The 14,168-nt window shown below is 55.4% G+C and carries 17 protein-coding genes; all 17 read right to left on the bottom strand.

The genetic code is table 11. From position 1 onward, the window contains the following. Positions 1–3: 3 nt before the first annotated feature. The 17 genes from FXO12_RS14125 to FXO12_RS14045 all read right to left on the bottom strand — a co-directional run bounded on the left by FXO12_RS14125 (position 4) and on the right by FXO12_RS14045 (position 14,094). On the bottom strand, positions 4–342 hold the full coding sequence (locus FXO12_RS14125) for a TIGR03745 family integrating conjugative element membrane protein (protein WP_008437401.1): 339 nt from the start codon (positions 340–342) through the stop codon (positions 4–6). Between the two features lie 18 nt (positions 343–360). Then, positions 361–600, bottom strand: a complete 240-nt coding sequence (locus FXO12_RS14120) for a TIGR03758 family integrating conjugative element protein (RefSeq protein ID WP_008437400.1) — start codon at positions 598–600, stop codon at positions 361–363. Beyond that, positions 597–905: an RAQPRD family integrative conjugative element protein gene (locus FXO12_RS14115; RefSeq protein WP_256678961.1), complete on the bottom strand. Its 309-nt coding sequence runs from the start codon at positions 903–905 to the stop codon at positions 597–599. The genes FXO12_RS14120 and FXO12_RS14115 overlap by 4 nt, the downstream gene beginning before the upstream one ends. Before the next feature lie 157 nt (positions 906–1,062). Further along, on the bottom strand, positions 1,063–1,374 hold the full coding sequence (locus tag FXO12_RS14110; RefSeq protein ID WP_008437393.1) for a hypothetical protein: 312 nt from the start codon (positions 1,372–1,374) through the stop codon (positions 1,063–1,065). A gap of 75 nt (positions 1,375–1,449) precedes the next feature. Beyond that, positions 1,450–2,928 (bottom strand): UvrD-helicase domain-containing protein, encoded by a 1,479-nt coding sequence (locus tag FXO12_RS14105; RefSeq protein WP_008437391.1) that lies wholly within the window; start codon positions 2,926–2,928, stop codon positions 1,450–1,452. Between the two features lie 9 nt (positions 2,929–2,937). After that, a complete protein-coding gene (locus tag FXO12_RS14100) occupies positions 2,938–3,693 on the bottom strand; it encodes a TIGR03747 family integrating conjugative element membrane protein (RefSeq protein WP_008437388.1) in 756 nt (251 codons plus the stop codon). 18 nt (positions 3,694–3,711) lie between these two features. Further along, the gene (gene traD, locus FXO12_RS14095; RefSeq protein WP_024073353.1) at positions 3,712–5,928 is read right to left on the bottom strand and encodes a type IV conjugative transfer system coupling protein TraD; all 2,217 of its coding nucleotides are present in this window, start codon (positions 5,926–5,928) and stop codon (positions 3,712–3,714) included. Positions 5,929–5,931: 3 nt separating this feature from the next. Beyond that, complete coding sequence (locus FXO12_RS14090) at positions 5,932–6,342, bottom strand: HNH endonuclease (protein ID WP_160049705.1); 411 nt, start codon at positions 6,340–6,342, stop codon at positions 5,932–5,934. After that, positions 6,302–6,586, bottom strand: a complete 285-nt coding sequence (locus FXO12_RS14085; protein WP_024073354.1) for a hypothetical protein — start codon at positions 6,584–6,586, stop codon at positions 6,302–6,304. Before FXO12_RS14085 ends, FXO12_RS14090 begins: the two co-directional genes overlap by 41 nt. 7 nt (positions 6,587–6,593) lie before the next feature. After that, positions 6,594–7,097 (bottom strand): integrating conjugative element protein, encoded by a 504-nt coding sequence (locus FXO12_RS14080; RefSeq protein ID WP_008437383.1) that lies wholly within the window; start codon positions 7,095–7,097, stop codon positions 6,594–6,596. Continuing rightward, a complete protein-coding gene (locus FXO12_RS14075; protein WP_008437382.1) occupies positions 7,094–7,651 on the bottom strand; it encodes a lytic transglycosylase in 558 nt (185 codons plus the stop codon). The genes FXO12_RS14080 and FXO12_RS14075 overlap by 4 nt, the downstream gene beginning before the upstream one ends. Continuing rightward, positions 7,636–8,430: a TIGR03759 family integrating conjugative element protein gene (locus FXO12_RS14070; RefSeq protein WP_124361236.1), complete on the bottom strand. Its 795-nt coding sequence runs from the start codon at positions 8,428–8,430 to the stop codon at positions 7,636–7,638. Before FXO12_RS14070 ends, FXO12_RS14075 begins: the two co-directional genes overlap by 16 nt. A gap of 10 nt (positions 8,431–8,440) precedes the next feature. Beyond that, entirely contained in the window at positions 8,441–9,157 is a 717-nt protein-coding gene (locus tag FXO12_RS14065; protein WP_038448855.1) for a hypothetical protein, read from the bottom strand. 159 nt (positions 9,158–9,316) lie between these two features. Next, positions 9,317–11,557 (bottom strand): DEAD/DEAH box helicase, encoded by a 2,241-nt coding sequence (locus FXO12_RS14060; protein ID WP_008437374.1) that lies wholly within the window; start codon positions 11,555–11,557, stop codon positions 9,317–9,319. A 104-nt stretch (positions 11,558–11,661) separates the two neighbouring features. After that, a complete protein-coding gene (locus tag FXO12_RS14055; protein ID WP_008437372.1) occupies positions 11,662–13,119 on the bottom strand; it encodes a DUF6094 domain-containing protein in 1,458 nt (485 codons plus the stop codon). 15 nt (positions 13,120–13,134) lie between these two features. Then, positions 13,135–13,740, bottom strand: a complete 606-nt coding sequence (locus FXO12_RS14050) for a hypothetical protein (RefSeq protein WP_008437370.1) — start codon at positions 13,738–13,740, stop codon at positions 13,135–13,137. A 72-nt stretch (positions 13,741–13,812) separates the two neighbouring features. Then, the gene (locus tag FXO12_RS14045; RefSeq protein WP_008437369.1) at positions 13,813–14,094 is read right to left on the bottom strand and encodes a hypothetical protein; all 282 of its coding nucleotides are present in this window, start codon (positions 14,092–14,094) and stop codon (positions 13,813–13,815) included. Positions 14,095–14,168: the final 74 nt, after the last annotated feature.

The raw sequence follows: 14,168 nt of genomic DNA, 5'->3' as shown, positions 1-14,168 counted from the left end.
CTTTTAAAGAATATTTGAAGCCTTGGTGACCAGAAAAATGGCGACACCGAGGATGGCGACGCCAACGGCGGCTGTCGCCCCCAGATCTCCCCATTTTTTCTTGCCAAGTTGAATTTCGTGGTAGGTGCCGAAGGCATGCCAAGCAACGCCACTGAAAATGACTGCGCAGATGATGAGGCCAAGCAAAGTAAAACCGTCAAAGGCGTAGTTCTGCATGGTTTGCATCAGGTTAGAGCCTTCCCCCCGGGTAGGAGGCTGAGACTGCGGAAGAGCCGCCATGGCCAGTTGGGGGAGAGCAAGCAACCCGATCAGCATGCGGCCCGGTTTTAAGAATGAAGTCATGGTGTATCTCCCATAGGGTCAACTAAGAACAAATGTGGTGAGGATCATGCAAAGCAGTAGGATGCGGACGAGCGAGGTCGAGGCAATCGTTCGATCAAGGTTGCCAGTGGCCCATCCTCGGTAGCAGCTCCAGATAGCCCAGGCGCCCCACATAAAGATGATGGCTACAGCGACGCCGACGAAAAACAGGTAGCTCGTCGAGGCAGGAAATCCTCCTGCCGCTTGAAACGCAGCAGCCTGAGCGCCGCTCATGCTCATGGCTTGCGTCCTTCGGTCGTGTATTGGCCTGACAGCTCAACAGGATCACGAGGCTGGGCTCGGGTTGGGGTTAGATAGCCCTCCAACCCATGACGAATTCGAGCGATATCACCTGCTAGACGCTGGTAATCGAAGAAGTAACGCTTGCCAGGTTCGTCGGCCACTTGAGCGCTATGACGTGCGGTGTCCTCTAAGGCATTCAACTGGCGGATCATCACGTCCAGGTTGGCCTGTTCGGAGGCTGAAGCAGCGGTCGCATGAGAGACAGGCAGGCCGCATCCAAAAAGTGCGATGAGGCCTGGCAAGGCAAGTCGGCAAGTGAGTGCAGTGAGACGCGGGTACTGGATCACGGCTGGGCTCTAGTCATTCCTGATGCCGTCAGCTTGCCGTGATCAAGCTATGGTCGCCGCAAGAAAACCATATTCAGGACTGTAAGGATTTCTTCTGACGGTACTGACACCATCAATCACAGTGGATAGGGCGTTTGAAGAACAGCAGATACCCGATGGGCAAGGCGAATCCGTAAGCCCAGCCTTGGGCGTTTTGATTGCCAACCTTGACTTCTCCTTTGACCACGGGCTGCACGCTGACCAGCTCCCAGCCTTCGCTGCCTAATTGAGCAAGGCGGTTTTGACGTTCAGAATCTTCCAGAAAACCCTGGGTGTCGGGTTCAGTGGTGGGCTCTTCGGACTTGAACATGAAGAGCTTTTTGGTTCTGACAACGTACTGAAAGGGAGAGAACTCAGTGTGGTATTCAAATTTCTGACGGCCCATGGCGACGTCCTCAATGTGCAGAGCTACCAGGGTTTCAATAATAAGCGCGTGCCAGCAATCTGAAATAGTTTGTTGCTAAGCGCGTGATTTCTGAGGTTGGAGTGCAGAGGTCCGAGCATCGACATAGCGCTGCATGATAGAAAGCACCATTGAGTTCAACGCTAGGATCTTCATCCCTCGCGTCACCGCCACGTACAGCAAATTCAACTCGTCATCTTTACGACCTTGATCGATATCGGGTGAAAGCGGATCAGCGCTAAAGTCGTCATACAGGCTGACAAAGTCCCACTCCAGCCCCTTGGCCTTGTGCCCAGTCGTGAGTGTCACGGTGGCGTCGAGCTCGTTATCTACAGAGCGGGAACGTAGGGTTTGGATCCGCTGGGGCAGGTCCGGATAGGCTGTAATGATCTTGATCGATCGCAACATCTCCGTATCCTGGCTTACCTCGGCTATTTCCACGTACTGTGAAAAGTCCCGGTAATCTCTCAACAGCCTGCGGTTCTGCACCTCATGGTTACGGTTGCGGCTGAATAGGTATAAATCTTCCAGATCGCGTAGCGAGTAGCTGTCGATACCGCCGACCCAGAAAATCTTGGGGTTGCTTGCGACCAGCTGCAGGGCGTTCTCGATGACGCCGGTCACGGTACGATGGATAAACGTGCGATGCGGTAGCTCTTCAGGCAGAGCCCGTTTAACCAGGGTATTGCAACCTAACCCCTGCAGCTTTCGTGTCTCACCCTTGTAAAAAAGAATGATGTTGGCCACATGCGCGACGGCAGGGCCGAAGCGAAAGCTTTGGGTCAGGTAGTGACGTTCGGCGTCGGCCATCCAGTCGCTGTTGAGCGCATCTTCTGCGCCGCGGAAGCGATAGATCTGCTGGTGGGGATCGCCGACTGCCACCTTGCGGACCCGTTGTATTTTTACTATGTCGGCAATAACTGGGTTCACGTCTTGACCTTCGTCGAGCAGAATGGCGTTAAATCGTTCGCTCAGGTCGGGCTTGCTTAGCTGATACAGCTTCAAGTAAGCGTCATGGGTGATCGACATTGCTGTGTCCTGCAGATCGATCATCCGGTTCCAGATGGTTTTAGCCACGTTTAAAGCATTGTTCAGGAAACGTTCCTGGGCACTTGTGAGCATTCGTTGCCCCTGGAATCTGGGAAAATGCACACGGCCCAACTCGTCATCGGCGCTGGCCATGAAGTTGTTAAGCGTGCTGAGGACATCCCGCACGAGCTCCCAGTCCTGGGTGTTGATGGCCCTTGCGATGTCCGTCAGGCGTAAGTTATTGGTCTGCTTGGTGGCGTACTGACTGCCATAGACTGCATATGCGAGGCCATGCGCCGTCTTACACACCACGTTTCTGCGTGGAAAGCGGCCCCTGGCAGCGAGCTCGACGGATTTGTTGTAGCAGAGGTAGAGCATTTTCACCGAGGCGTGTTGTGTGGCGTAGCCCACCAGTGTGGTGGTTTTGCCGGTACCGGCAAAAGCCTGAACCAGTAGCTTGTCAGCCGTGGAATGGATGATGGGCTGCTGTTCTTGTGTCCACTGCATGGGCAGCTCCTAAAGGTATTTTTTGAAGCTTGAAACGGTGATGTAAACGGACACACCCAACAGCACGGCGCAGGGCAACAGAATCAAAAGGGGGCTGATGCTGATGGGGATGGCCAGGTAGACCGTCCAGGGCACGATGGTCAGCGGAATGATCGTCCCCCGGGCTTTGTGATACAGGTAACTTGACTCGCGGCCGGAGCCGAATTTTCGTAGATCACGCCGCACCAGGCCATCGACCAAGCCAGTGAACGCCGCCAGTGCGAACAGCGGAATCGTCAACGTCAGAATGACCATTCGCACACAGAAGGTCAGGACTGTGTATAACGCGGCTAAGCCATAGTCCTGGAATTTGATCATCGCCCGACCGAGTTCGTAGCGAAGGTTCAAGGTTCCCGTTTGTTGTGGTGATGTTGAGCGAGCGTACTGTGTCAGTGCATTTATATTGTCCTGCATGCCGGTTTTCACCATCAGCCAGTCATAGACCGTTTGTGCCAGCCAGGTTGCCGTACGCCCCGGTTCTTTGATGACAACGCTGTGCAGCAGATCCTGGGACAGCCAGCCCAGTTCATGTTGGAACATCTGCTGAGCATGTTTCCAGCCGGCATCCGGCCAGAACGTGTACATGCAAAGCCATTCAACGACGATGGCGCCGAGCAAGGAGCCGAACATCACCCCCAAGAAATGAAAAGGGGTAGAGAACAGCATGCCCAGGAAGTTTTTTTGACCTTCCTGCTGTTGCTGGGCTTTTTCCGCGATATCGGCCATGGCTCTGTTCCTTCAAGCCTATGCGGCTTTTCCGTTATTGGCCATCTGGCGGAAGTCGTCTACCAAGTCATCAGGAAGCGACTCACTTAGTGCGTCATATCCCGGTGCTTGCCACCAGTCGCTGCTGGTTCCGGATCCTTTACGCATGCCCTCAACCAAGGCCTGAAGATCCTTGGGCATCACTTCATCGGGATCGCTTGCCGGCAACGGCATACGAATCTTCCACAAATTCCCGCCCTCTATCAGGGCAAAGCATTGCCCCTTGGGTAGGGCAACCACATGCGCCGGTTCGATCATCGGTACGCTGACACTTTGGATCTGATCGTGAGTGTTAGAGGTGAAAGCGGTGTTGCCGTTAATAGCGTCGTTTGCACTGCTTGCTGGTGTACTGGTAAACACCTGGACCTTTGGCAACTGGTTGGTCAGCAGCTCGGCGGTTGCAGTCTCACGTACACGTAACATGAACAGGTTGTTGAAGTTACCGATGACTTGGCCAGCTTTAGCCCGGTTACCGATTTTTGCCTCAATATCGCTCATGGTTTGGGTATAGGCCGTGACCTGCATGCCGGCACCACCGCCTTTGTTGATCATCGGTATGAATTCATCGCCCATCAGTTCGTTGAATTCGTCCGCATGTACGTTAATTGCTACCTTGCCGCCGGTGGCCCCGGGCAAGCCATCATCGATGCCAAACTTATAGATGTGACCCGCAACTGACACCAGGTCGCTGAACATCGAGTTGCCCACCGCTGCAGCTACCTCTGTATCAGATAAAGCGTCCAGGCCGACATAGACCACTGCCCGTTTGCGGATGATCTGCATCCAGTCAAAGATTGGTCGTGGGTCCTCAAGATCCATGTAGTCGGGAGATAGCAGCTCTGCAATCCGGCCTGTGGTCAGTTTTTCCAGCAATGGCAGAAGGCTGGCCACGATCTTGTCGAAATAGGTTTTGTCATAGCGTACGGCTGATCGCAGACCCTCCATCACTGGGTCGGAGATGCGTTGCTGAGTGAGGTACATGTCCAGGGCCACCACGCGTAGCGGTCGATCCTTCATGGCGAAACTGAGGTTCTTACGATCGATCTTTCCTTCCAGCTCAACGATGGTTTGCCAGGCTTTGGGATCATTTTCAGCAAAGTGCTTCTGCGCATACTCAATAAACAGCGCGTCAATGTTTGTCACATGCTTGAGGATCTGTTCATAGTCCGGCCGACGTCCCAGTGCCACGAGGGCGCGCGCGATGATGTTGACGAAACGCCAGGCGAATTCCCGGAATGCCGCGGAATTGCCTTCCCCCGAAAGTTGGCCGGCAATGCGGGTGGCAACCTCCGAGATCCGACCAAACCGGCCGACGGCGTTGTAGCGAGCGGAGTGATCGGGCCAGCCTAGGTGGAACACGTAGAATTCCTCCAGTCGGTTTGCGCGCTTGCATTCGATGTACATGCGCTTCAGGAGGTCTGCGTCGCCTTTAGGATCGAAGACAATCACCACTTCGCGGTCCAGGTCCATTTCTACATTGCGCTGGCTTCGATGAACGGGTTGCACGCGGCGCCCCATATGAACGCGGCGCCGGGGGCTACGGCGGGTACGCCTGATGTCTTGGGTGATAAACAACTCTGCCAAGCGGGTTTTTCCAACACGAGTAGTCCCCAATACAAGGGAGTGTCCAACCCGCTCACCCAGTGGCAGGCTGACATCCGCTTCGTTCGGCTCTATACCGTGTAAGCGCGGTAGCCCCCCGACTGGAGGAAGTGGACGCGCCGGGTTAAATGGCACATCCCACGAGGTAGCCTTTGACAGCAATTTGAGTGGAAAGGGTGCGAACTCCAGACGCTCCTCAATTCTGCGAGCAAAGGTATAGATAGACGTGGGCTCGACATACTCGGCGTACTTTGGGAGGTAAGTCTCCATCAACCGCTGAGTATGTTTTTGGGTCCAGCGAAAGCCTTTACCGATGAATAGCCGCTCATTGCTGACCGGCATGTCTTTGCTGGTCATGGTGTAGTGGGGTAGGCGCCGAATATTGCGCCGGTAACGCAGCACTACCAACGCTTGTTTGAGGCGGACGAACCCTAGACCCAGAAAGCCTGTACCGGCAACCATGCCGAATAAAGGCGTCAGAGCAACCGCCCAGGGCGCGAAAATACAGAGCAACGCCGCAGCGGCACATACGCAAACTGTGTACAGCTCAACAGCAGGGCGTAGTAACGACTCAATGGTGTAGGAGGTGGTCATGGATCACTTCCTATGAGTGAAAGGGGACAATGGCCCCACTGTTTCGAAATGGAAAACGACTGGCTTGCCTGTCTCAGCGATCAGCCCATAGGACTTGGCCAGGCGGTATATGGGGTGGTAGCTGTTAAGGGAGTTGACGTGTCCAGCAATGCGCTCTCGCCAGACTTCTAGTGGCATCGCTGCCTTGCTCAAATTACACGGCACGCACGCGGGCATCATGTTGCTGATGGCGTGGCTCTCTGGCCGCCCCAAAATGATGGCACCGGAGTACTTGCCGTCCACCCTCTCTGGTTCTCGCCATACTGCTTCCATGTGGTCCGCATGCCACCGGTCACCCAACAGCACACCGCAGTATGCGCAATGGCCCGCGAATTTAGCGTGAAGCTCGCAGCGTTGCTTCTTGGTCAGCTTCATGGGGCCGGGATCCTCCTTTCATGCGTGATGATGAATTGGCCAACTCTTGCCTCGCTTGCTCAACTGCCTCGGGCAGTCGTTCTTTTAGCCGCTGACATAGCTCCACCTCGTCACCAGGTACGCGGGCGATGACGGTGCCGCCATAGAGCTTGGCGACATAGGTGACCTGTTCAAAAAGCAGTTGGCCTGCTCGTGGGTCATCTGGTTGCTTGATGACCAAGGTGATGTGCGTAAGAGAGGCCATACCCTGGTTACTGCTGGATCGTTGTGGCAGTGATCAACAGCGGGTAATGCTGGACTCCCAAGCGCTGTGCCAGATCATTTGATGGAGCCGGGACCAACTGTAGATTTCCTGCCCATCGTTGGATTTCGGCAAACCGCTCGGCGCTGGCCACGTTAACCACAAGGCCCACTGCCTGCAGTTGCTGTAACTGATCGCGGCGCTGTGATAACCACTTTCTGGAGCTTTCATCGTCGCCTACAAGAAACAATGGTTGCAGGCCAGGTGCATTGATTACCCGGCCCTGTACCTGCCCGGGTGTCAGTTGGTCAGAGCGCACTGGAAACGAGCCTTGCCCACGCACACCAATATTCTCTGACTGTGCTGACTGCTCAGTAGGTTCTGGAGCCAAGTACTGGTAGTAGGGCAGAGCGGAAACACCCCCTCGGTCTTCAACAACAATCAGCGAGGTGGCATGCACTGCCATGGGGGAGGCCAAAGACAGCAAAACAGGCAGATGCAGCAATCTATTCATGGATTATTCGCCATCAGGTTGATACCGGTGACCCGGCTGAGGTGTTTGGCAAAAGCTCGTCGGTATCGGGCAGCGGGTTCGCCTCCGGCAGGGCGGTGGTACCGACCAGCAGCGGTGATCCAGTCGCCTCCTTTGGCTTTTTGCTCAGCCAGGATCTGGGCCGTAACCGAGAGGTTTTTGTACGGATCCAGCCCTTCGCAGGGATAGCTATAACGGTGGCCGTTGGCACCGATGTTGGTTTGTCCAAGCCCGACGTCGACTCTATTTGGGCCTGCGGTCTGAAGGGCGATCATCAACGCTCTGCAAGCATCGCTGCGTGTCGCAAAGCGATATCCGGCGCCGGCGACATTCAACGTCCAGGGCCAGGGGACGATCTGGCCGCGAAGTCGGGTGCCACTCTCTTGCAGTGCAACGGAGTACAGCACCTCGGACGGAACGCCGGCAGGCAGGGCAATCAACTGATAGGCCGGTGGCGGAACCTCGGCACCGTTAGCAAATGCCGCGGTGAGCAGTAGCCCCCCCGTTAAAGCCGCGCGAATTACAGACGCTGCCATTGTCCATTCACCTCGCGTACCACGGCCGGCAGCTCACCGCCGAGTCCAAGGCCAAGCCATCGACCGGCATCGTGATTCAATGTGATCTGTCGGCTTCTCACGCTGGCCGGTTCGACTCCAGCCAAGATGGCCCAGCGGCGAATTATTTCGTCATCACCTTGACTACCAACGAAGTACAGATCAAAGGACTGTTTCTGGTTTTGTAAGTCTTTGACGCGGTCAATACATGCGTTGCAACTGTCTTGAACAAAAACGGCTAGTCGTCCAGTGCCTTTCACAGCAGTTACCGCTCCCGAGCCTGGAGCAGATGCAGGGTTGGACGATAGTTGGATGACTTTTTCATTGGGGTAAAGACGTGCGAAGGCTTGGTCATAGGCCCTTTGGTACGCCAGTTCCTTATCGATACGCTGTCGCTCGGCTCGCACCTGCAGCTCTGCATAGCGTCGGCGCTCCTCCTCCGACTTCGCTTCGATGCCAAGTGCTGTCAGAGGATCCAGGCCTGGCGAATAGATTCCGCGAGGACCCTCCATCACAGTTTGAAAGCGGGACCATTCTTGGGGGGTTAATCCCCACTCGCGGGCGAGTTCTGTCTGACTGGCTCCTTGAGAAGAGTTGTGAACTTCACTGTTCTGAGTGTTCGAGATCGACGTTGATTGCCCCGAAGCCGCATGACAGACATATGCAAACGCGAAGGTGGCCAAGCCTGCAATGAAACCCAAAACGTAAAGAGCAATGTTCCTGGGCTTCTTTGTTTTCGAGGAAGTGGTAGGGGAGTGCATAAAGGAGGTCCTATTGCGCGACGGTTACGGTTTGAGGTGTTCCGGCCACGTCAAAGCGTGCGGATCTTCCGTCCAGCGCGTTGAGGCGCCAGGCGGTGCCCGCCACAGCGTCACCAGGTCGGATAAGGTAAATTTGATTCAACTGCGTGCTGCCAGGCGGTGCTACGGACAAAAAGCGTTCACCGCCGCGATACTCGATACCGACAACGGTAAAAGGGGGTGTTTGCGGTGTGACAGTGGTGGTAGCGGGCGGTGTTGGCCGCTTTGGTTGGCGGGCAACGGGCTTAGGCTTGGGCTTGAGGGGAACAGCAGTGGTTTGTTTGATGCGTGACTGACTGAGTTCTTGAAGACGGCTATCGAGTGTTTCGACGCTGGCTTTGAGGACTACCAATTCACCAGCAGACGCAGCATTTTGAGAGATTTCTTGCGCAGACTCCGTCGCTTGCTTTGCATACGCTTGTGCGGCATCAATTCGATTCGATAAAGCCTGCTGCCCGGCTCGGAAGTCCTCATTGGTCACCAGGTGGTTGCCGGCTACCGTGTCCAGTCGCTCATCGACTTTGCCCAGCCGCGTCAACAACGCATCGAGCGACTCTTTGTCTGCAGTCGCAGCCAAGCTGTTGCTGAGTTGGGAGAGTTGATGATGCTCATAACCCAGAATGCCTGCCAATAATGCAAGGCACAGACTGAGTATCGCTGTGGTTCGAGTAGGGCGTGGTAGGTTCATGGGCGTCCTCGCGAAAAAGCGAATACACCCTCTCAAACCGGTCTCTTAGGTGCATCAGGAAATAGGTTTTCCAGGACGCATGGTTTTTGAAGTGTCGAGTTGGCCGCTGGTAAATTGGGATCGTTATAAAAAAATGGCCACCCGAAGGTGGCCGTCAAACTATGAAGCAATGAGCTGCCTTGCAAGTGTCATTTCAACTGAATCACCATCTTGGTTCAGCGAGTCGAGACCAGAATCTGGCACATCTCCCGACGTGCTTTGAGCCACGGCGATTTTCTTGGCCATCAACTGCAGGCAAGTAATCTGAGAGCTGCCGGCATAGCCAAAAAAAACCACCCGCACCGGCTGCTTTTGCCCAATCCGCCATGACCGTCGAGCTGCCTGTTGCAAGGTGTACACGTTGTACCCCGTCTGCAGGAACGCAATGGTCGGAAAATCGAGCAAATCCAACCCGGTCTTGACCAGCTCCGGGTTAGTGATCAGTACGTCGACACCTCTGTCTACCTGGTCGAGGATCCAATCCTCGCGCCTGGCGGTATCCACTGACGCCCTCAGGACCGCTACTTTTAAACCAGATTGCTCCAGCAGTCGTTTCAGGCGAGAGGTGGTGTCTCGCGTGCCGCTGTACACGGTATAGGCCAGAACCTTCCGGCCTTTGGCTTTTTCCGTGAGGCAGAGGTCGAGCAGTGCTTTCTCCTTCGGCATTATTTGCTCATCTGCAAAGATCGAGGGGACGAACGCCAAGGTATCTTTGCTACGAGGGTGCTTAACGATCTCCGGTCGAAAGCAGCAGTCAGGCCAAGCCAGCAGCACGTTGAGTACTACCCCTAGCAAGGTAGTGTCTCGACGGGCCAATGCTTGGCGAAGTTCCTGCGTCAGTTTTCCTGCCAATTGCTGATAGGCCGACGCTTGTTCTGCAGACATGCTGATATCGACAAATTCCTCCTGGTACGCCGGCAACACGTTGCCACCGATATCTTTAAGTTTCAGAAACACGGTGAACGGCAACACAAAACGGTGAATGCCTTTAGGGCCGAAGCCTGGGGCTTTCACCGTTCGCACCGAGAGTTTTTTTCCCTTGGCTGTTTTGTGTGACACGTTGTCCCGCTCGGTGTAAATGTCCTTCAATACGCCGTGGTCGCGCATGAATGACATCGCGGCCGGAGCCATACTTCCGCGCGCGTTTGGTTTGTAACCGTCCTCGATCATTCGCCGGGTAAGTATTCGGAACAGGAGGTAGAACAGATCATCGGCATAGCCACCCATGAGGGTGCCTGTCAGCAGCACGGTTTTCCGTGCTTTCGCTGCCAATACACCCATGGCTTGACCCTGGGCCGAGCCACTGTTTTTGTATTCATGTCCTTCATCCACCACCAGCAGGTCGAAATATCCGTCTGGTAGGTAGCGTTTGATGAACTCGGTGGGTTGGAAACCGCCCTCGCCAAAGCCAAACTCAATGTTGGCCATGGCGCGCTCCATGCGTTTGGCTTGGCGGTCGCTGAAGATGAAATTGCCCTGAGCGTCCATCAGGTTGATGAATTCGCTGACGTTGTCGATCAGCATCGAAGCGAGGAAGTCCTCCCCGAAGTCATTCAGCAATCTGTCCGCACGTACTGGACCGATAGTCGGAATCCGACACATCGATTTTAGTATGGTCGCACGACGAGTTCCGTTGTCGGCTTTGCCCGGGCGCATCAGCGTCCAGAGTTGTCCTTGGCAATAAGGGCAGCTGCGACGGCGTTCCTCTCGGTGAAACTCTTCGACAGTCACACGGTTGCCTTCTAAGTCCAACAGAAGGCGTCCGCAGTCGGGGCATCCTGCGAAGTTGTATCCGCCGCTGGCGCGACGTGGCCAACATACCGTACGCCAGTGATACCCCATGCGCATTCGCACGCGTCCGAGAATGAAGAACTCTTTACGGCCATCGTAAGGATCCCCCAGTTGGTCACGTAGCTTGATCAGCTTAACCAGCGTATCGGGTCCATTGAGAACCCACACGCGTGCGTCTGGGATGGTTTCGAGTATCTCCCGTCGCCATTTGTAGACCAGGTGTGGAGGCGAAACCACCAAAGTGCGGCGGTAGCCCGCACTGTGCATGACAGCGGCTACAGCGATGGCCATCATGGTTTTCCCAGTGCCCATTTCTGCATTGATAACGGCTGCCTGCTCGTTGCGGTCTAGCAATAAAGCTGCAACGGCCTGCACTACATCAGCTTGAGCAGGGAACGGCTGGCGTTTGAGTTCGCTCATAACCCGTTGATAGGCTTCGTTGATGCTGCCGGAATAAACCGGTGGGTTAGAGCGATTGAGGGAGTCCAATAATTCATCACCGAATTCGTCGATGAACTCAGTCAGGCCGATGGCCAAGGGCGATACAGAGACTTGGGATAGGTCGTTCATGAGTGTTTCTCCAATAGGAACGAAACAGGGCATGCACGACACCCCGACGGGTATGGTGAATACCCTGCGGGTTGGTTAACGGATGGCCAGGTTGGCGTGGTGGGTCAGTAGTCCGATGGCAGCAACACGGTTGTTGCACTGCGGTCAGCTTCGGTGATGATCCAGAGCCGGGTCTCATCGCCGGCGCATATGTCATAACAGGAGAACAATCGATCCCCGTAGGTCAAAGCCCGTTGGTTACTGCTCCAGTCTTCTTTGGGCAGTTCCCCCCAGTCACCGGAGAAATGCCGTCGCAAGTAAGTGCTTGGATCGAGATGTCCACGCTCAATCAGGTGGTGCACTGACTGGGTCAGCACTAAGCGGCCAGGTTCAAATGTCACTCGTGGTGGTGGGGTCAGTGTTGGCTGTGTCACCACCTCATCAGCCTCATGCGGCGTATCCGCCGATGAACTGATGGTGATCACGCGGCCTTGGTTGGCAGAGCCTGGCGTCATGTCCCATGCCCGAATGATGGGCACGAAACGATCAGTCAGGATCCTTACCTCGGACACGTTGCCGTCCTGGTCTTCGGTGAACTCGGTCTTGCGGACCTTATCTTTGTAGGTATCGCCTTTGAGTACCAATACTCGGCCGGTTTTGGATTTCACTACGCCGGAAATCGCACCGGCAGCCAATGCCAACGCCAAGTGCCAGCGCGACAGCTCCCTCACGGGAGGTCGTGGCTGAGCGCCGCTTTGACCAAAGTGCAGTGTGAAGTCAGGCCACATGCCACGAAGTCTTTTGATTTCTTCGCTGAGCTGTTCAGGTTCAAGGCTGATACGGTAGAAGTGTTCCAGCTCGTTGGATGCCGAGAGAACCCTGTAGGGCTCCCATGGCCAACTGGTTGGTAACGCTTCCGCGCTCAATGTGCCGGTACCGATCGCCTGAAGGCGTGCGCGTACGTTTTTGACTTCTTGCGGTCGAGCGAGGTCCTGCCGGCGGATTCGTATACCGAAGATCACTACCTGTTTAAAGGTTGGATCAGCGGCTTTGTAGATCCGCAGTTCAGTAAAGTGATTGCATAGCCAACCACACAGCTCATCGTCCAGCACGTAGTGCGGAACAATCAGCACCAAGACTCCCCCGTACTGCAGCAGTGGTAGCGTCCGTTGATAGAACATCTTCTCCAGGCGCCGACGGCCGTTACCTTGGTACTGAGATGCACCTGCATGGTCAGCGACCAGGTTACCGTAGGGCGGGTTGAGCCAGAGCAAGCCGAAGGCCTGGCGGCTGATCATGGTGTCCATCAAGTCGCTGTGCAGCACGCAATCCAGCAGTGTCTTGCTGTGTTTGGCACGCTCCTGGTCATACTCGACTGCGTAGGTCTCAACGCGGTCACGCCCGAGTGCATGAGCAGCTTCAGCTAAGGCAACGCCTTCGCCTGCACAGGGATCGAAGATCCGCATCTTCCCGCTTGGGGATGGTGCCAACGCTTGTAGGGTGAGTTCCAGCGTCGTTTCGTCAGTGGGGTAGTAGCCATTGCGAGCGAAGTTGCGCGCCAATCGTGGGAACATCAAAGCCATGGTGAGGCTCCTGGATCAATGCTCAAACTGAGCGTGGGTTGAGAGCTGCCCCTGGCGAATGAGCTCGCCTAGGGCTGTTTCGAGAACGTCGAGTTGCAACGACAAACGCCATGCCGCAACAGCACCGGACGTTCCAGGTAACAGCTGCAGCATGTCGTGTTGGGTGAGCAACCCCATTACCTGCTCCTGCCAATGAGGCAGTAGCGGTAATGGACAGGTGTCCTGTATCAAAGGCCAAAGCCGTTGATGAGGTGACTGCCCGTTCTCAAGAAGGGCGTAGGCGAAGTGGTTGGCCCGATCCGGCTGTACGCAGCGTCGGTCAAACAACCAGAGGTGAATCAAGCTGCCGAATAACGTACCGCGCATTTGTCGCGTGGTGCGCTTCTCCAACAGATCGATGTTGGGGAAAACAGGAAGACTTCGGCCATCTACAACGATGTGAAACCGGCTTAGACCATCTTCTGTCGTGCCGAGGGTCAGCCTGGCCAGGAACTCCTGCAGCGCCGTGTCTCGACCCCATGCAGAAAGGAACACCAGGTTGCGTTGTTCGTCACACGCGCAAGCGTCGACGAAAAGATCATTGCACTCCTCGATTGGGAAGAGCGGGGTAGGGCTGGGCATGGGAACCTCCATAATGGAGGGGGAACCCGCCCGGAGGGGCGGTGAGCCCCTCGGGGGTGTTAGCAGTAAGTGTTATTGCTTGGGAAACAGCAGGTTGTCCGATTTGAACGTTTTATCGTTCGGGTCAAACGAGACCGTCTCGTCTTGAAATAGAGGGCTGTGCCCAGTGAGAAAAATTTGCCCCAGGTATTTGGGGCGAAGGGCAACGGCGGCATCGGCTTGTTCTGCCGTCATTTCGAGCTCCTCTACCAAGAAGTCCCAAAGCTCCTCATTCGTCGACACCTCGTTATTGGCGAGCTGATCTTCGATGTTTTCGAGGATTTCTTGGGTCAGGTTATTGAAGATTGGATTCATGTGCTGCTCCTGCTAAGTCGAGGAGCGCCCAGGAGGGAGCCCCTCATGGGTTGTGCCGATTGGCTTGGCGTATC

Source organism: Pseudomonas sp. J380 (assembly GCF_009827115.1).
Classification (GTDB): domain Bacteria; phylum Pseudomonadota; class Gammaproteobacteria; order Pseudomonadales; family Pseudomonadaceae; genus Aquipseudomonas; species Aquipseudomonas paracarnis.
Note: the sequence above shows the minus strand (reverse complement) of the source record. Positions and strands in the feature narration are given on the sequence as shown.